Below are 16400 nucleotides of genomic sequence, written 5' to 3'. Positions count from 1 at the left end.
GGATTATGGCCAAAGCTGATTTTGCTTTTTTTCATCGCTTGCGGGTGCGCTGGTCTGAGGTAGATATGCAAGCCATTGTCTTTAATGGCAATTACCTCAATTATTTTGACGTGGCTTTTACCGAATACTGGCGTGCTACCGGTTTGCCGAATGTGATTACCCAGGCAGCCGAGGGCAAGGAATTGTTTGCCCGCAAATCTACTATCGAATTCATGGCGCCAGCAAGGTTTGATGATGAGCTCGATATTGGTGTGCGTTGTGCCGGCATAGGCAGGTCTTCTCTGCAGTTCGTCCTCGAAATCTATATTGGTGAAAACCATTTGATATCAGGCGAGCTGGTGTATGTGTATGCCGATACAGAAAAACGCAAGGCAGTTGCCGTCACAGATGCATGGCGTGCGATAATTTCATCCTTTGAAACGCATGCACCCGCTGATACCCGAACATGAATACTGAAAACCTCCGCCTGGTTATTGCTGACTGGGCCACGCTGCAAAAAGATGCGCAGGCCATACGCTATGAAGTGTTTGTCATAGAGCAAAAAATCCCGGCAGAGCTGGAATGGGACGCGGCTGATACAGAATGCCTGCATGCGGTTGCTTATGATGTGGATGGCCGGGCAGTGGGAACAGGTCGCCTGTTGCCTGACGCACACATAGGTCGCATGGCTGTATTGGCAACGGCGCGTGGTTTGGGTGTAGGTGCACAGATTTTGCGTACCCTGATGAAAGAGGCGAAGGCCAGAGGCGAGGTAGCTGTGCGCCTGAATGCGCAACAATCAGCAGAGAACTTCTATCTTAAAGAAGGCTATATCCGCGATGGCGAGATTTTTGAAGAAGCTGGCATTCCTCATGTCAGTATGATTTACCACTTTGCCTGATTAATTCAATAGCGGCCCTGATATGACAGGGCTGCATCTTGATTCCATGTTTTATGTCATGTTTTGCGCACATCCTCCTGAGAGGAAAAGCTGATTTCCCCACTCAGTAATTGCCAATACATGACCCAATCCCCCATGAAAGAGAACAAGGGCTGTTTGAATGAGGCCGGATGATTCTTTTCAAAAACAAAATGACCTAACCAGGCAAAGCCGTAGCCACAGACTGGTGCCGCCAGCAAATAACCAGTCTGACCCGTGATCATGAATGTGGCGACACACAGGAGAACAAGGCTGCTTCCCAGGAAATGCAATTGCCTGCAAGTTTTGTTGCTGTGCTCGGTCAGGTAAAAAGCATAAAACTTCGAAAAATCAGTAAATTTCTCTGCCATTTTTGTCTCCTCTTTAGCGACATGTCTTTCGACTCAGCATTGCATTGCTACAAGCATAGTAGGTTATAGGGCCGTGCCGGTCACTTAATTTTTAAAATCTTTAAATGATTTATTCCATTGCGCACTTGAATCGCGAAAATAATGGTGAATTGCAATATTGACATTGTAAAAAAATCTACTAATATTCATTGATATAAACTTTAAGCATAATCATATATGTTTTATGCTACTGGATATAAGTCCTTGATAGTTATATTTAATGATGTAAGTGATTGAAGTTAAAAGCTTTATTTTAAAGACACAATTTTTAATAATTACCTTGTGGCATTAAATTCCGTGTGGCAATATGAGTTTGTTGAACAAACTTATGCAAGCCCTGATAGTACAGACCAAGTCAAACATTTTTGTCGCTGACAACGTTTTTGGGGGAATCATGAATATTGAGAATTCGAAAGTCTCAACCCGTCTGATCACAGGTTTTGGCCTGGTGTTGGGCTTGCTTCTGGTTGTTTTGCTCCTGGGAATAACTTATATGGCGAAAATGCATCAGCGCCTTGATGAGATCGCCAACGTCAATAATGTCCAGTCCAAACTGGCTTCTACCATGTATCTGACTGTGACTGAGCGGGCACTGGCTTTGCGAAATCTCATTTTGTTGTCAGACGAAGCCGAAATCCAGATTGAAGTAAAAAGGATAGCGGCACAGACAAAAAAATATACTGAAGCCGAAGACAAACTCACCCAGATGCTGAATGCCGATCCCAATGCCACTCCAGAGCAAATTGCCCTGTTGGGTAAAATCAGGGACCAGGCCAAGCTGTCAGAGTCTTTTATTGCCAAAGGCGCCGATCTCGGCGTGCAAAAAAAGGGGGAAGAGGCTTATAAATTACTCCGCTTCGAATTTCGTCCTGTGCAGAAGAAGTGGTGGGATTTGCTGAATGATTTTATTTCTGATGAAGAAAAACAAAACTCAGCGGCCATAGTGCAGGCGGAGCAAGACTATAACAGTGCAAAAAAACTCATGTATCTGTTTGGCGCTGCAGCCCTGTTCGTGGGCATGGCGGCCGCCTGGCTGATTGTCAGGAGTTTGTTGAAACAATTGGGCGGCGAACCTCGTTACGCCGTGCAAATTGCCGAGAGGATCGCAGCAGGCGATTTATCCGTGCCTATCAGACTGGCCGACAAGGATGAACACAGTCTCATGCATGCCATGTATGAAATGCAAAAAGGCCTGGCCGACATTGTAGGCATGGTACGTTCTGGTACAGATACGATCGCCACTGCCTCCAGGCAAATTGCCTCTGGCAATATGGATTTGTCTTCACGCACTGAGGCGCAAGCCGGCTCTCTGGAAGAAACAGCGTCCTCGATGGAAGAGCTTACCTCTACCGTCAAACAAAATGCCGACAGTGCCAGGCAGGCCAATATTCTTGCGCAATCTGCTTCTGATGTCGCAGTCAAAGGCGGCACGGTTGTATCTGAGGTTGTGCATACCATGGGTTCGATCAATACTTCATCCCGCAAAATTGTCGATATTATCGGTGTCATTGACGGCATTGCTTTTCAGACCAATATACTTGCGCTTAATGCTGCTGTGGAGGCTGCCCGTGCTGGTGAGCAAGGCCGCGGCTTTGCCGTGGTTGCGACAGAAGTCAGGAACCTGGCACAACGTTCAGCCGAAGCTGCCCGCGAGATCAAGCATTTGATCGACGATTCTGTCACGAAGGTAGAAGTCGGTGCCAAACTGGTTGATCAGGCCGGTGTGACCATGGATGAGATAGTCGTCAGTATCAAACGTGTCACTGGCATCATGAGCGAAATCATGCTGGCCAGCCAGGAGCAGACGGCGGGGATAGAACAGATCAATGAAGCCATCGTGCAGATGGACGACGTCACCCAACAAAATGCTGCACTGGTAGAAGAAGCCGCTGCTGCCGCTACCGCCTTGCAGAACCAGGCAGACGACTTGTCTGAACTGGTAAGTACCTTCCAGTTGGCAGCAGAAAAAAATGCCCAGCCTGCATGGCAGGAGCCAGTCTTGGAAAACAAAAAAATCGTTCCTTTGATTAAAAAAGCTGCGCCCCAAAATAATACCCCTGTAAAGCAGATCAAGCGCGTGGCAAATGCGAATAGCAATCCTCAGTCCGGTAATACTGATTGGGAAGAGTTTTAATGAATTGAATTGATTGTTGGGCATCAGTGGTAAAACCGGGAGCAATCTATGCAAGCGAATACGAGCATGCTTGAAGACAAGCCTCAAGTTGAGCAGACTACGGTCAGGGTAGAGCGCAGGACACAATTTGGCCGTTTTGTGCAAAGCCCACAGACTAGTGGGGTGGATATCAAATGGCATTATGGCGTCGTCAATTCCAATGCACGTGAACGCCTGATGCGGCAAAGTCCGGCTACCTTGTGGCTGACTGGTTTGAGTGGCGCTGGAAAATCTACTTTAGCCTATGCTCTGGAAAAAATATTATTGGAACGAGGGCATTGCTGCTTCGTTGTTGATGGCGATAACCTGCGTCATCATTTGAATAGCGACCTTGGTTTTTCGGCGCAGGACAGACGTGAAAACATACGCAGGGCGGCCGAGGTTGCACACCTCATGAATGAAGCTGGCATGATTGCCATCACTGCATTTATTTCACCGTTCCGGGACGACAGGGCGATGGCGAAAGAGATCATAGGTCGGGAGCGCTTTGTCGAAGTACATGTCAACACACCAGGCATAGTTTGCGAGAGGCGGGACCCCAAAGGTCTGTATGCCAAAGCGCGCAGGGGAGAAATACCAGAATTTACCGGGGTTTCAGCGCCTTACGAGGCTCCCCTTGATCCAGACCTGGAAATCAATTCCGAGCAACACACTATAGAAGAAGCGGCGGAGAAACTCTACAGACACCTGATAGGATTATGCTATATCAAATAGCAGGAGGATGACGTCTGCCATGTCAACAGAGATCAATAAATCAGTAGCAGCCTATGACGTATTTAATGGTGACGCAGATGGCATCTGCGCATTGCACCAGCTCAGGCTGGCTGAGCCCCTTACGGCAGAATTGATTACAGGTGCCAAGCGGGATATTGATTTACTGAATCGTTTCTCCAGCAAATCAGGTGATAGGTTGACGGTGCTGGATATTTCATTGGACAGCAATATTGCCGCACTGCGTCAGCATCTCAAGGCAGGTGCAGAAGTCACTTACTTCGATCATCACAATGCAGCACAGGCCTTTGAACATGAGCATCTGCATTTGTATTGTGACATGGCGGCCGATGTATGCAGCAGCATTCTGGTCAACCGCTATTTAAACGGTCTTTATTGGAAGTGGGCCGTGGTAGCGGCTTATGGTGATAACTTGCCAGCAGTCGCAACTCTGATGGCTGGCGAGGCGGGCCTGAATCAATCGCAACGCGAGCAGTTGCAGGAACTGGGTACTTTGCTCAACTACAACGCCTATGGCGAATCAGTAGATGATTTGCATTTCCATCCTGCTGCTTTGTATCAGGCGGTGCATGACTATATTAATCCTTTCGATTTTTTGAATAGTGCGGCGCAATTTGCAGTGCTGCGTAATGCCTATGCCAGTGATATAGCATTCATGCAAGGCCTGCGTGCTGACAGAGAAAGTGAATTGACATCCATCTATATCTTGCCTGCCCAGGCCTGGGCCAGGCGAGTGTCGGGCATTCTGGCAAATCAATTGACACAGGAAGAACCTGGAAAATCATTTGCCGTGCTGACGGCAAAGCCGGATGGAAGTTATGTCGTCAGCATACGTTCAGGCGATGCAGATCATTGTCCTGCGGGTCAATTTTGTTCTGCGTTTGCAACAGGTGGCGGCAGGCGCGGCGCGGGCGGCATCAATCATTTGCCGGCATCTGAAACGAATACTTTTGTGCAAGCTTTTATAGCTTATTTTGAGAAAATGGAAATACCTCAGCTCAGTTTGACTTGAGCTTAATTAAGCTGACTGATACATAAGCGGTTTTCCAGATTCCTACCTTCAAGCATGGGGAGAGCATCATGGCAGAATCAGATAGTGCAAGCAGTATAGAAAAAACGACTACTTCCAATAAACGACCGACTCCTGTCCTGATGATACCCTTGCGCCGCTGTGGCAGTCATGCCTTGCGTCTGCGCCTGAATAACAGCAAGGAGTTCTATTCGCCTTATCCCCTGCATATCGTTGACTTCATGCCACTGGTGCCGCGCTATGGTGACTTGAGCGATGATGAGTCTTATTTCAGGCTGGTCGTTGATGTGGTTGGCTTGCAAGCCGCCAGCATGGTGAAATGGAAAAACATGGTGTTTGATCCGGTAGATGTGTTTGAATCCATCAAGAATGATCAGCGCAGTGTGCACAGGATATTGTGGGAATTGTTGTTGCGTACGGGCGAACATCACCATGCCAGTATCGTCATGGATAAGTCACTCGATAGTGTGCACTATGCAGAAGAGCTATTGCAGCTGTTTCCGAATATGCTGTTCTTGAATGTGGTCAGGGACCCGAGGGCGCAGGTTGCTTCGATGAATAAGGCCATCATTCATGATTATGATTCGACACTGAATGCGCTTGCCTGGCTGGAAGCGCACCAGTTATCGCGCGATATTATCCAGCGTCATCCCGATAGAGTGCTGACCATACGTTATGAAGATTTCCTGAGTAACCAGGAAACTGTCCTGCGGGCGATTTGCGATTTCTTTGGTATACAGTTCTTGCCCGAAATGCTCGATGTTACCCATTCCAGCGAAGCGCAGCAGATATCTCAGATGTCGGCATTGTGGGCAACCAACCGCTTCCCGCCCGTCATGGCCAACAAGGATAAATTCAAGCAGCAACTGAGCATGCAGGAAATTGAAGTCATAGAAAGCCTGACCAAAGAGTTCATGAAATTGTATGGCTATGAAATGATGACCGATGCCAGTCTGGAATTGAGCCCGGAAGTGCTTGCTGCAGCGAAAGACAAATCCAGCAAAGGCAGGGTAGAAGCCTGGGATAGCCTCAAGCATGACAATTACAAAGACTATGTCTTACGCCGCTTCAGGGCTGATTACCTGGCAAGCCTGAACCAGCGCCTGCCTGCACACGCATAAAAATTAAAGGCTACACCAGTGCAACCATGATGCCGGCACCTGTTACCAGAGTGCCGGCTATTCTTTCTGTAATCACTGCATACCTTTCCTGGGTTGCCCAGTGACTGGCTTTGCTGGCCAGCATTCCATATCCGAGCAGGATAAAAAACTCAGGAATGATGGAGCAGGCCGCCAGTATCAGCATCTGCACACCTACTGGTTCCCTGGGGTCTATGAATTGCGGCAATATCGCCACAAACATCAACAAGGTTTTGGGATTGGTCAACTGCAGCATCAGTGCGCTGCTGAATATCTTCCTGCCACTGAGTGCTACGCCATCCAGTTTGGATATGGTCAATGGCGATGGCTTGCCAAAAATGGCCGACAAGCCAAGATAGACCAGATAAGCCGCACCCAGGTACTTAATCGCCATGAATACTTTGGGTGATGCCAGTATCAGCGACCCTATGCCTGTCGCCGATACTGCAAAGTAAATCGCATTGCCCGTCAATATACCCAGCGTGACAAACAGGGATGTGCGCCAGCCCCTGGCTATGCCATAGGCAACCACCATCATGACTGCAGGGCCGGGTGACAGCGACAAGGCTGCCTCCGTGGCTGTAAACAAGGCCCAGCTTTCCAGATTCATTGCCATCGCTGCTTATGCCTTTACAAATTCATGAATGGCCGTCAGCACCTGATCGGCCTGTTCTGACATCAATGAATGGCCACAATTGTCTATGATCTTTTGTTGGCTATTTGTGATGGCTTTGCTCAAGGTCAGGCTGGCCTTTGCTGGTGTCATCATGTCTTTTTTACCGAGTATGAACAGGCTGGGGCAAGTGACTGATTGTGCGGCTGCTTCACCGTTGGCATAAGCATTGCAGGCTGCAAAGTCGGTATAAAAAACCTTGTCAGGATTGATGGCAGAAATACGCTGCATTAGACGCTGGCTGACACCCATGACATAAAAGCCAGGGCCGGGGCAGGAAGGCTTGTGTGCGATGGATGTGTGCGACCAGATATTCACTATATCAATTGCGGTCTGCTCTTCATCACGGGCGGCATTAAGCAAGGTATCGGATACTTTCATGGGATAAGCGGTACCAACCATGATGAGTTTACTGACACGTGAGTTCGCTTTAAAGCAACTCTCCAGCGCAATCAGGGAACCCATGCTATGTCCGATCAGCGTGGCTTGCGCTATGCCTGCCACATCCAGCAAAGCAAGCAGCCAGTTTGCCATTTGTTCTACGCTGGTCAGTGCCTGGCCTTTGCTGCGGCCATGGCCGGGTAAATCGACTGCCAGCACATTAAAACCGTGGTGTGCCAGGTAACGGGTCTGCAAACCCCAGACCGAGTGATCGTTCTGTGCGCCATGGATAAACACCAGCGTGGGCAGGGCAGAGTTGTAAGCCTTGCCACCGGTATAGCAATAGGCTGTCTGGCCATTGACTTCAAATAACATCTCAGGCTCCTTTCTGTGCAGCTTTGAGGCCACGGGACAGGTCTTCGATCAGGTCTTCGACATTTTCCAGTCCTATCGACAGACGCATGGTTCCTTCGGTAATGCCAGAGGCCAGCAACTGTTCTGCCGGCACGCGGAAGTGTGTGGTTGAAGCTGGATGGATGGCCAGGGACTTGGCATCGCCGACATTAGCCAGATGCGAGAAAATATTCAGTGATTCAATGAAGCGCTGTCCGGCAGCGCGGTTACCTTTGATGTTGAATGAGAATACTGCACCGCAACCTTTGGGTAGCAAGGTCTTTGCCAGTTCATAGTCAGGGTGATTTTCCAGTTCTGGATACGAAACGGAATCGACCGCCGGATGAGCCACCAGGAATTCGACGACTTTGCGAGTATTTGCCACATGCCTGTCCATGCGCAGGCCCAGGGTTTCTATGCCTTGCAGGATGCTGAATGCATTGTGCGGGCTCATGCAGGCACCAAAATCACGCAAGCCTTCTCGTCTGGCTCTGAGTGAAAATGCGGCGACTGTCGATTCTTCATTGAACACCATACCGTGGAAGCCATCATAAGGTTCACAAAGCTCAGCAAAGTGCCCGGTTTTTTCGTAGGCGGCCTGCCAGTCAAAAGTACCTCCATCGACAAGCAAACCACCTATGGCTGTGCCATGGCCGCACAAGAACTTGGTGGCTGAGTGGAACACCAGGTCGGCACCATGATCAAATGGCTTCAGCAGATAAGGCGTGGTAAAGGTCGAGTCCAGCATCAGCGGTAAATGATGCTCATGCGCAATTTCTGCCACTGTTGGGATGTTCAGCACATCAAGACCCGGGTTGCCCAGGGTTTCAGCAAACAGCACCTTGGTATTCGGGCGTATCGCGGTACGCCAGGCATCCATGTCGCGGGGATCAACAAAGGTGGTTTCTATGCCAAAACGTTTCATGGTGTAAGCCAGCAAATTTTGCGAGCCGCCATAGAGGGCACGTGAAGCAACAACGTGGGAACCTGCGCCAGCTATGGTTGTCAGACCCAAGTGCATGGCAGCTTGCCCGCTGGCAACGGCTATGCCTGCAACGCCACCTTCAAGTGCAGCAATTCTTTCTTCCAGTACCGCATTGGTAGGGTTGGAAATGCGCGAATAGACGTGCCCTGCTCTTTCCATATTGAAGAGCGATGCTGCATGATCTGAATCCTTGAACACAAAAGAGGATGTCAGGTAAATAGGGGTGGCACGTGCACCTGTGGCTGGATCAGGCGCAGCGCCAGCATGCAGGGATAGGGTATCAAAGCCATGATATTTAGGGCCGCTCATTGGTGAGAGTCTCCATATTGTGAGGCAGCAATGCTACCATCGCTGATGCCTAAGGTGCAAAAGGCGGACAAAAACTTAGAGCAAAGCGCGTGAAATGATGAATAAAATATTTTACATGCTGGATTTTTTGCAAGGCTTGCGATACATTGCAATGAAGGCTCACAAAAATGTATAAGAGGAGGGACATCATGAAAGTTTCAGAGATACTTCAAGTGAAAGGTAATATCCTTTTCACGATCACACCTGATATCCCCATCACTGAAGCCGTCAGCGTCATGGAAGAGAAAGACATAGGTTCTCTGGTCGTGATGGAATACGGCGATCTGGTTGGCATACTGACTTTCCGTGAAGTTATCCGCGCGATCCATAAAAACCAGGGCTCCCTTGGTAATGGCACTGTGCGCAAGTATATGGATGACCATCCACTGACTGTGACACCAGAAACCGAAGTGAATGAAGTGCGTCGCATGATGCTGGAAAAGCATTCACGCTACCTGCCTGTCATGGATGCCAAAACTCTGCTGGGCGTTATTTCATTCTATGACGTAGCCCGAGCCGTGCTGGAAGCGCAAAGTTTTGAAAACAAGATGTTGAAAGCCTATATCCGTGACTGGCCCGTTGAAGAAAACGAGCAGTAAGCACGAATGTTTGCGCATTGATCAATAAAGATCAATGCGCAAAGATCAAGGTGTGTCGATATCTATTTCAGGATCGCGAATGAAACTTAGCATGAAACTTAGCAGCGGCGCAGCAAGTTCAGGTTTCTCTGGGATACCTCTACCTTCTGCGAGAGTCATGCTCGATGTGCTTGACAGCAGGGCTGCCAGGATGCTGCGCCTGGTCAGGGGCAGTGTTCCTGACTGTACAGCACGTCGCGCCAGTCTGCATGGTCGCGAGAACGCTGTTCCTAAAGTAGATATCAATATGCACTAAACCAATTGACGCCCGCAAGCTTGTATAGCGGGCGTTTTTTATTGTCTGTTTGGACGCTAGATAAGGAAAATAATATGCATATCGCTGTTGTTGGAGCCGGATTAGCAGGGTTGACAGTTGCGCGGCAATTACAGACGCAAGGCCACCATGTCACCGTGTATGAAAAGAGCATGGGCGTCAGTGGCCGAATGAGTACCAGACATACGGAGCTGGGTGGTTTTGATCATGGCGCTCAATATTTCACTGCCAGCTCCGAACGCTTTAAAAAAGAAATTGCAGACTGGAAAAAATTTGGCTGGGTCGTTCCATGGACTGCCAAGCTGGCGACGCTGGAAGCTGGCAGTAGCAAGCCAGCAGGGCGCAGTGGTACGCGTTATATCGCTGTGCCTGGCATGAGTTCGCTTTGCAAGCAACTGGCGCATGGCCTGGATGTACGTGCAGAGCAGCAGGTGAGTGCTCTGGAAGCACACGGCAAGCAATGGCTGTTGTCCATCCGATCAGCCACGGTACCAATTGCCGCAACCGCGGGGCCGTTTGATGCAGTGATATTGGCTATTCCTGCTAACCAGGCTGAACCCTTGTTGAGTGTGGTGCCAGCACTGGCCAAACAGGCCAAGCAGGCTCACCTGGCACCATGCTGGACGCTGATGCTGGGCTTCCAGACTTCACTGGATTTGCCATATGACGGTGCCTGGATCAATAATTCCCGTCTTGGCTGGATAGCGCATGATGATGCCAAGCCCCTGCACAGGGCTGGCGAACGCTGGGTCTGTCACGCCACGCAGGCCTGGAGTATTGAACATCTGGAGGATGATGATGAAAGGGTCAAAGAAAAACTGACCAAGGCCTTTCATGAAGCGACTGGCTCATGGATACAGCCCATCCATGCTGTCGTACACCGCTGGCGTTATGCCGAGGCAGTGAATCCAGTGGCTTCTGATTTCTTGTGGAATGGCAAGCAGGGTATAGGTGTCTGCGGAGACTGGTTTGCTGCTGGTCTTGAAGGGGCAGGCAAAGTGGAAAATGCCTTCCTCAGTGCGCTGGCACTGGCAAAGGCAATTCCTGACTGATTGTCGGCTTGTTGCTGTGCTTATTTGAGTAACTTGGCAAGCCCGCGTGCGGGTTTGCCAGCATCATGCAGGGTCCAGCTCTTGCGTATTCCCTTAGGCACATGCCAGAGTGCTTTCGTGCCTGCACGGAAAAGCACAGTATCACCCGGTTTCAGGGAAAACTTTTTCCCCTCATATTCAATATCCACGCCGCCTTCCAGCACATAGATACTTTCATCAAGCTGGTAATGCCATTCAAAAGTAGAGGGGCCATCACACTCAAAAATGCCTGAACTGGTATCGCCATCATGGGATTTGAAAAATTCAGCCGCACGAAAATTCGGCTTGCCTTCCTTGATCCAGGACGGATCAACCTCAAAAGGTTTGACTGGCAAATTAACAGCCGTAGCACTTGCCGGCTGCGCCTGCGTGACATAGGCAATAGCCTGATAGGACGTGACGCCCAGCAAGGTCAGCAAAACGGCAGCTACGCCTATCGTCAGTGATTTTTTCATGCTTTATACTCTCCCATGTTGTAAGAGTAGCACCAAACTGCCATCCAGTATGAAAAACAAAGTTAAACATGAAACTGTTTAACTTTTTGCAATTTACTTATTGATTCAGATTATACATGAGCGCGTTCACCGGTCTGCAAGCGCCACAGAGCCGCATAACCGGCATCCAGTGCCAGCAATTCGTCATGTGTGCCACTTTCTATGATCTTGCCAGCTTCCAGCAAGTGTATGCAATCTGCCTGGCGTACGGTGGATAAACGATGGGCGATGACGATGGTGGTGCGGTTGCGGCTGACGACATCCAGGCTACGCTGAATTGCTGCTTCGGTTTCATTATCGACGGCACTGGTGGCTTCATCGAGTATTAGTATAGGTGGGTTTTTCAAAATGGCCCTGGCCAATGCCAGGCGCTGGCGCTGGCCGCCAGAGAGTTTTTGCCCGCGTTCACCTATGCGTGTGGCAAAGCCCAGCGGCAATTTTGAAATAAATTCCATGGCTTCTGCTGCCTGCGCCGCATCCCGGATGGCCGCATCATCAGCATCCTGCATGCCATAGGCAATATTGTCGGCTATCGTACCGTCAGTCAGGAAGCTGTCTTGCGCAACATAGCCTATGCAACGGCGCAGGTCTTGCAGGTTGATGTCATTGATCTCCATGCCATCCAGTCTGATTTTTCCTGCTTGTGCAGAATAGAAGCGCAAAAGCAATTTCACCAGGGTCGATTTGCCTGAACCGGTCGAGCCAACAAAGGCAATGGTTTTGTCTGCAGGTATATTTAAGCTGATCTGCTGCAAGGTCTTTTGGTCACCATAAGCAAAATCGACTTGATCAAATTGCAACTCGCCCTTGATCTGTGAAGCTGCAATATGCTTGCCTTCATAGGGAATATTGATTTTGGTATCCAGCAAACCCATGGCACGGTCTATGGCTGACATTGAACGCTGATACATGTCTGCGACTTCAGCCAGGCCTGTCATAGGCCACAGCAGGCGTTGCGTCAGGTACACCAATACAGAATAAGCGCCGACAGCCAGATCGCCCTGCAAAGTCAGCCAGCCACCGTAGACCAGGGTTGCGGTAAAACCAGCCAGAATCGCCATGCGGATGACCGGTGTGATGGCGGCGCTGATGGCAATGGCATTGCTGTTGGCCTCGCGATACGTGTTGCTGGCTTCGGCGATATGATTTTTTTCAAAGCTCTCAGTCGCAAAGGCTTTGATGGTGGCCAGACCCAGCAAATTATTATTCAGGCGGGCGCTGACATCACCGGCTGCTTCGCGTACTTCAGAATAACGCGGTGCCAGGCGTTTTTGAAACCAGAATGCACCTATCAATATCAGCGGTACTGGCAACAAGGAGATGACAGCGAGGGACGGCTGTAAAGTGAAAAACACTGCACTGACCATGATGGAAGAGCAGATAACCTGGATGATCTGGTTTGCGCCGCCATTGAGGAAACGTTCCATCTGGTTGATATCTTCATTCAAGATGGACATCAGGTTGCCAGTGCGCTGGTTTTCAAAATATGCCATCTCCAGTTTTTGCACATGGTCGTAGGTATCAAGCCGCAAATCATGCTGCAGGTTTTGCGCCAGCTTGCGCCACTTGATCGAAAGCAGATATTCGAACCAGGATTCACCGGCCCAGATCAGGGCATTCACCGTGCCAAGGAACATCAGTTGATGCCAGGTATCGGTGATCCCGAAACCACCCAGCACCCGTTTTGCCAAAAAACTCTTGTCGCCATTGATGACGATATCGACGGCGACACCAATCAAGACCTCTGGCAGGACATCAAAGAATTTGTTCAATATCGAATAAATGGTCGCCAGCCGATAATCTGTTCTATAGGCCTTGGCATAATTCAGGAGTTTTTTAAGTGGATGGACTGGTGGCATGGCAGGATTTACTTAATGGCAGAAATTGGCAGAAGATGAGCAGAAAACAAAAGGGACTGCAAATTCTACAGTCCCTTCCTTATTTATGTTTGACTATGTCAATTATTATTCTTCCCGGCGCAGGTGCGGGAACAAAATCACGTCACGGATGTTAGGTGAATCAGTGATCAACATCATCAAACGGTCTATGCCTATGCCGCAGCCACCAGTCGGTGGCAGGCCATATTCCAGGGCGCGGATGTAGTCAGCGTCGTAGTACATGGCTTCTTCATCGCCAGCATCTTTTGCTGCAACCTGCGCCTGGAAGCGCGCTGCTTGGTCTTCTGCGTCATTCAATTCCGAGAAGCCGTTGGCGATTTCGCGGCCCGTCATGAACAGCTCGAAACGTTCGGTGATGCCTGCAACTGTGTCAGAGGCACGCGCCAGTGGCGAGACTTCGACAGGGTAGTCGATGATATAAGTCGGGTCCCACAATTGCGCTTCTGCCGTTTCTTCAAACAGAGCCAGTTGCAATGCGCCCAGACCAGCGGTAGCGAAAGGTTTGACGCCAAACTTCAGCAATTCTTTTTCGATGAATTCAGCATCATGCAATTGTTCGTCGGTATAGCCTGGTGCGTATTTATTGATGGCTCCAACGATGGTCAGACGCTGGAAAGGCTTGCTCAAATCCAGTTCGCGACCTTGATAGGTCAATACCGCTGTGCCATGCGCATCTTCAGCCGCCTTGCGGATCACTTGTTCAGTAAAGTCCATGAGCCATTTGTAATCGACATAGGCAGCATAGAATTCCATCATCGTGAATTCCGGATTGTGGCGTGGCGATACACCTTCATTGCGGAAGTTGCGGTTGACTTCAAACACGCGGTCAAAGCCACCAACCACCAGACGTTTCAGATACAACTCAGGTGCAATGCGCAAATACATCTGCATGTCCAGCGCATTGTGGTGTGTGATGAAAGGCTTGGCTGCTGCGCCGCCAGGTATCACGTGCAGCATCGGTGTTTCCACTTCCATGAAATCATTGCTGTTCATGAAGGAGCGGATAGAGTTCATGGCTGCCGTGCGTGCCTTGAAGGTACGGCGTGTGTCTTCGCTCATAATGAGGTCGACATAACGCTGGCGGTATTTGGTTTCCTGATTGGCCAGGCCATGGAATTTGTCAGGCAAAGGGCGCAGGGACTTGGTCAGCATGCGCAAGGTCGTGACCTTGACTGTCAATTCATCAGTTTTTGTTTTGAACAGTACGCCTTCTATGCCCAGGATGTCGCCCAGGTCATAGTGACGGAAGGCTTCCATTTCGGTTTCACCGGTTTTGTCCGTGGTGACATACAACTGTATGCAACCGTTAGCCTTAATACCAGAAGCGTCTTGAAGTTCAGCAAAGGCGGCTTTTTTGCCAGCTTCACGTTGTTTCATCATACGACCAGCAATCGTCACTTCAACATTCATTACTTCCAGCTCTTCACGAGTTTTTGATCCGTATTTCTCATGCAGATCAGCGGCTTTATGCAGTGGGCGGAAATCATTTGGAAAGGCTATGCCTTTGGCGCGGATCGCGTCCAATTTGGCACGACGAATTGCCATGACGGAGCTTTCATCGACTGGCGTATCTCCATTTGGAGTTGTGTTATTGATGTTGGACATAATTTTCCCTAAGGGAGGGCAGGCATCTGGCCTGCAGGTTTTGATTCTTTAAGGCTGCGCAGGCGATCGCCTGCGCACTGTAAGCAATGTATTAAACGCCTTGCTTTAAGGATGCCGCAATGAATTCGTCCAGATCACCATCCAAAATTGCCTTGGTGTTGCCAGATTCAAAATTCGTGCGTAAATCCTTAATGCGGGATTGATCCAGTACATAAGAGCGGATCTGATGACCCCAACCGACATCGGTCTTGGAATCTTCCAGATTCTGCTTTTCACTCATGCGCTTGCGTAATTCAAGTTCAAAGAGCTTGGCCTTCAACATTTCCCATGCTTCAGCACGGTTCCTGTGCTGGCTGCGGTCATTCTGACATTGGACAACGATGCCCGAAGGGCCATGCGTCAAACGAACAGCGGAATCAGTTTTATTGATATGCTGACCACCGGCACCAGAAGCGCGGTAAGTATCGGTGCGCACATCTGCTGGATTGATGTCAATCTCGAACGAGTCATCTACCTCAGGATAGACAAACAGGCTGGAAAAGGATGTGTGGCGGCCATTGTTGGAGTCGAATGGGGACTTGCGTACCAGGCGATGTACGCCGGTTTCCGTACGCAAGAAGCCATAGGCGTATTCGCCCTCTACCTTGAGGGTCGCAGTCTTGATGCCGGCAACATCACCGTCGGATTGCTCCAGAATTTCAACCTTGAAGCCTTTGCGCTCACAATAACGCAGGTATTGACGCAGCAACATCGATGCCCAGTCCTGTGCTTCCGTACCACCAGCACCGGCCTGGATGTCGATAAAGCAATTGTTCGGGTCCATGGGGTTGTTGAACATGCGACGGAATTCCATGCCTTCGACCAGTTCGCGCAAGCCTTGTGCATCAGCTTCTATGGCTTCCAGGGTATCGTCGTCATTCTCTTCACGGGCCATGGTGAATAAATCATTGGCATCGCGCAGGCCACTGTCAGCCTTGATGAGGGTGTTGACTACGGCTTCCAGGGATTTTTTTTCTTTGCCTAGTTCCTGGGCGCGTTTGGGGTCATTCCAGACAGCGGGGTCTTCCAGTTCGGCGTTGACTTGTTCGAGTTTCTCTGACTTGATATCGAAGTCAAAGATACCTCCGGAGTTCGGCTTCGCGGACTGTCAGGTCGGCGAGCAGGGCGGACAGGCTATTGAGGCGTTCTGCTTCCATGATAGGTGTACTTTTCTAATGCAATCAAACCTTGCATTATAC

17 protein-coding genes are annotated in these 16400 nt (G+C 49.7%); 9 read left to right on the top strand and 8 right to left on the bottom strand.

Annotated features, from left to right (window positions below):
* The first annotated feature begins 5 nt into the window (after positions 1–5).
* A complete protein-coding gene (locus UNDKW_RS13400) occupies positions 6–449 on the top strand; it encodes a thioesterase family protein (RefSeq protein ID WP_162059094.1) in 444 nt (147 codons plus the stop codon).
* Positions 446–880 (top strand): GNAT family N-acetyltransferase, encoded by a 435-nt coding sequence (locus tag UNDKW_RS13395; RefSeq protein WP_162059093.1) that lies wholly within the window; start codon positions 446–448, stop codon positions 878–880. Before UNDKW_RS13400 ends, UNDKW_RS13395 begins: the two co-directional genes overlap by 4 nt.
* 56 nt (positions 881–936) lie before the next feature.
* Here the strand turns inward: UNDKW_RS13395 and UNDKW_RS13390 are convergent, their stop codons facing one another.
* Positions 937–1269 carry a DUF962 domain-containing protein gene (locus UNDKW_RS13390; RefSeq protein WP_162059092.1) on the bottom strand — a complete coding sequence of 111 codons (333 nt, stop codon included), beginning with the start codon at positions 1267–1269 and terminating at the stop codon, positions 937–939.
* Positions 1270–1702: 433 nt separating this feature from the next.
* Between UNDKW_RS13390 and UNDKW_RS13385 the strand changes: the two genes are divergently transcribed.
* The 4 genes from UNDKW_RS13385 to UNDKW_RS13370 all read left to right on the top strand — a co-directional run bounded on the left by UNDKW_RS13385 (position 1703) and on the right by UNDKW_RS13370 (position 6364).
* Positions 1703–3442 (top strand): methyl-accepting chemotaxis protein, encoded by a 1740-nt coding sequence (locus UNDKW_RS13385; protein ID WP_162059091.1) that lies wholly within the window; start codon positions 1703–1705, stop codon positions 3440–3442.
* Between the two features lie 48 nt (positions 3443–3490).
* Complete coding sequence (cysC, locus tag UNDKW_RS13380; protein WP_232063378.1) at positions 3491–4195, top strand: adenylyl-sulfate kinase; 705 nt, start codon at positions 3491–3493, stop codon at positions 4193–4195.
* A 19-nt stretch (positions 4196–4214) separates the two neighbouring features.
* Positions 4215–5225, top strand: coding sequence for a hypothetical protein (locus UNDKW_RS13375; protein ID WP_162059090.1), 1011 nt, complete (start codon positions 4215–4217; stop codon positions 5223–5225).
* A 68-nt stretch (positions 5226–5293) separates the two neighbouring features.
* Entirely contained in the window at positions 5294–6364 is a 1071-nt protein-coding gene (locus UNDKW_RS13370) for a sulfotransferase (RefSeq protein ID WP_162059089.1), read from the top strand.
* A gap of 10 nt (positions 6365–6374) precedes the next feature.
* Here UNDKW_RS13370 and UNDKW_RS13365 read toward each other — a convergent pair whose 3' ends face one another.
* The 3 genes from UNDKW_RS13365 to UNDKW_RS13355 are packed head-to-tail and all read right to left on the bottom strand — an operon-like array spanning position 6375 to position 9123.
* The gene (locus UNDKW_RS13365; protein WP_232063377.1) at positions 6375–6992 is read right to left on the bottom strand and encodes a LysE family translocator; all 618 of its coding nucleotides are present in this window, start codon (positions 6990–6992) and stop codon (positions 6375–6377) included.
* Between the two features lie 12 nt (positions 6993–7004).
* Positions 7005–7811 (bottom strand): alpha/beta fold hydrolase, encoded by an 807-nt coding sequence (locus tag UNDKW_RS13360; protein ID WP_162059087.1) that lies wholly within the window; start codon positions 7809–7811, stop codon positions 7005–7007.
* A gap of 1 nt (position 7812) precedes the next feature.
* Positions 7813–9123: an O-acetylhomoserine aminocarboxypropyltransferase gene (locus UNDKW_RS13355; RefSeq protein WP_162059086.1), complete on the bottom strand. Its 1311-nt coding sequence runs from the start codon at positions 9121–9123 to the stop codon at positions 7813–7815.
* Between the two features lie 188 nt (positions 9124–9311).
* On the opposite strand from UNDKW_RS13355, the gene UNDKW_RS13350 reads away from it, so the two are divergent.
* From UNDKW_RS13350 to UNDKW_RS13340, 3 genes are all read left to right on the top strand, one after another.
* Positions 9312–9761, top strand: coding sequence for a CBS domain-containing protein (locus UNDKW_RS13350; protein ID WP_162041529.1), 450 nt, complete (start codon positions 9312–9314; stop codon positions 9759–9761).
* A 91-nt stretch (positions 9762–9852) separates the two neighbouring features.
* Positions 9853–10056 (top strand): hypothetical protein, encoded by a 204-nt coding sequence (locus UNDKW_RS13345; protein ID WP_162059085.1) that lies wholly within the window; start codon positions 9853–9855, stop codon positions 10054–10056.
* A 74-nt stretch (positions 10057–10130) separates the two neighbouring features.
* Positions 10131–11126: an NAD(P)/FAD-dependent oxidoreductase gene (locus UNDKW_RS13340; protein WP_162059084.1), complete on the top strand. Its 996-nt coding sequence runs from the start codon at positions 10131–10133 to the stop codon at positions 11124–11126.
* A 20-nt stretch (positions 11127–11146) separates the two neighbouring features.
* Here UNDKW_RS13340 and UNDKW_RS13335 read toward each other — a convergent pair whose 3' ends face one another.
* The 4 genes from UNDKW_RS13335 to prfB all read right to left on the bottom strand — a co-directional run bounded on the left by UNDKW_RS13335 (position 11147) and on the right by prfB (position 16358).
* Positions 11147–11620 (bottom strand): cupin domain-containing protein, encoded by a 474-nt coding sequence (locus UNDKW_RS13335; RefSeq protein WP_162059083.1) that lies wholly within the window; start codon positions 11618–11620, stop codon positions 11147–11149.
* 110 nt (positions 11621–11730) lie between these two features.
* The gene (locus tag UNDKW_RS13330; protein WP_162059082.1) at positions 11731–13518 is read right to left on the bottom strand and encodes an ABC transporter ATP-binding protein; all 1788 of its coding nucleotides are present in this window, start codon (positions 13516–13518) and stop codon (positions 11731–11733) included.
* A 105-nt stretch (positions 13519–13623) separates the two neighbouring features.
* Positions 13624–15102, bottom strand: coding sequence for a lysine--tRNA ligase (gene lysS, locus UNDKW_RS13325; protein WP_370529133.1), 1479 nt, complete (start codon positions 15100–15102; stop codon positions 13624–13626).
* A gap of 151 nt (positions 15103–15253) precedes the next feature.
* Positions 15254–16358 (bottom strand): peptide chain release factor 2 gene (prfB, locus tag UNDKW_RS13320; RefSeq protein ID WP_162059080.1). Its coding sequence is split into 2 segments (ribosomal slippage): positions 15254–16276 and positions 16278–16358, totalling 1104 coding nucleotides; the frame shifts between segments, so codons are not numbered across the junction.
* Positions 16359–16400: the final 42 nt, after the last annotated feature.

Source organism: Undibacterium sp. KW1, assembly GCF_009937955.1.
GTDB lineage: Bacteria > Pseudomonadota > Gammaproteobacteria > Burkholderiales > Burkholderiaceae_D > Undibacterium.
The sequence above is the reverse complement of the archived record's forward strand: the minus strand, read 5'-3'. Positions and strand labels throughout refer to the sequence as shown.

What these genes read in the sequence shown, in the direction of transcription:
- UNDKW_RS13400 (WP_162059094.1), top strand. Translation starts at nt 6, where the DNA reads ATGGCCAAAGCTGATTTTGCTTTTTTTCATCGCTTGCGGGTGCGCTGG.
- UNDKW_RS13395 (WP_162059093.1), top strand. Translation starts at nt 446, where the DNA reads ATGAATACTGAAAACCTCCGCCTGGTTATTGCTGACTGGGCCACGCTG.
- UNDKW_RS13390 (WP_162059092.1), bottom strand. Translation starts at nt 1,269, where the DNA reads ATGGCAGAGAAATTTACTGATTTTTCGAAGTTTTATGCTTTTTACCTG.
- UNDKW_RS13385 (WP_162059091.1), top strand. Translation starts at nt 1,703, where the DNA reads ATGAATATTGAGAATTCGAAAGTCTCAACCCGTCTGATCACAGGTTTT.
- cysC (WP_232063378.1), top strand. Translation starts at nt 3,491, where the DNA reads ATGCAAGCGAATACGAGCATGCTTGAAGACAAGCCTCAAGTTGAGCAG.
- UNDKW_RS13375 (WP_162059090.1), top strand. Translation starts at nt 4,215, where the DNA reads ATGTCAACAGAGATCAATAAATCAGTAGCAGCCTATGACGTATTTAAT.
- UNDKW_RS13370 (WP_162059089.1), top strand. Translation starts at nt 5,294, where the DNA reads ATGGCAGAATCAGATAGTGCAAGCAGTATAGAAAAAACGACTACTTCC.
- UNDKW_RS13365 (WP_232063377.1), bottom strand. Translation starts at nt 6,992, where the DNA reads ATGAATCTGGAAAGCTGGGCCTTGTTTACAGCCACGGAGGCAGCCTTG.
- UNDKW_RS13360 (WP_162059087.1), bottom strand. Translation starts at nt 7,811, where the DNA reads ATGTTATTTGAAGTCAATGGCCAGACAGCCTATTGCTATACCGGTGGC.
- UNDKW_RS13355 (WP_162059086.1), bottom strand. Translation starts at nt 9,123, where the DNA reads ATGAGCGGCCCTAAATATCATGGCTTTGATACCCTATCCCTGCATGCT.
- UNDKW_RS13350 (WP_162041529.1), top strand. Translation starts at nt 9,312, where the DNA reads ATGAAAGTTTCAGAGATACTTCAAGTGAAAGGTAATATCCTTTTCACG.
- UNDKW_RS13345 (WP_162059085.1), top strand. Translation starts at nt 9,853, where the DNA reads ATGAAACTTAGCAGCGGCGCAGCAAGTTCAGGTTTCTCTGGGATACCT.
- UNDKW_RS13340 (WP_162059084.1), top strand. Translation starts at nt 10,131, where the DNA reads ATGCATATCGCTGTTGTTGGAGCCGGATTAGCAGGGTTGACAGTTGCG.
- UNDKW_RS13335 (WP_162059083.1), bottom strand. Translation starts at nt 11,620, where the DNA reads ATGAAAAAATCACTGACGATAGGCGTAGCTGCCGTTTTGCTGACCTTG.
- UNDKW_RS13330 (WP_162059082.1), bottom strand. Translation starts at nt 13,518, where the DNA reads ATGCCACCAGTCCATCCACTTAAAAAACTCCTGAATTATGCCAAGGCC.
- lysS (WP_370529133.1), bottom strand. Translation starts at nt 15,102, where the DNA reads ATGGCAATTCGTCGTGCCAAATTGGACGCGATCCGCGCCAAAGGCATA.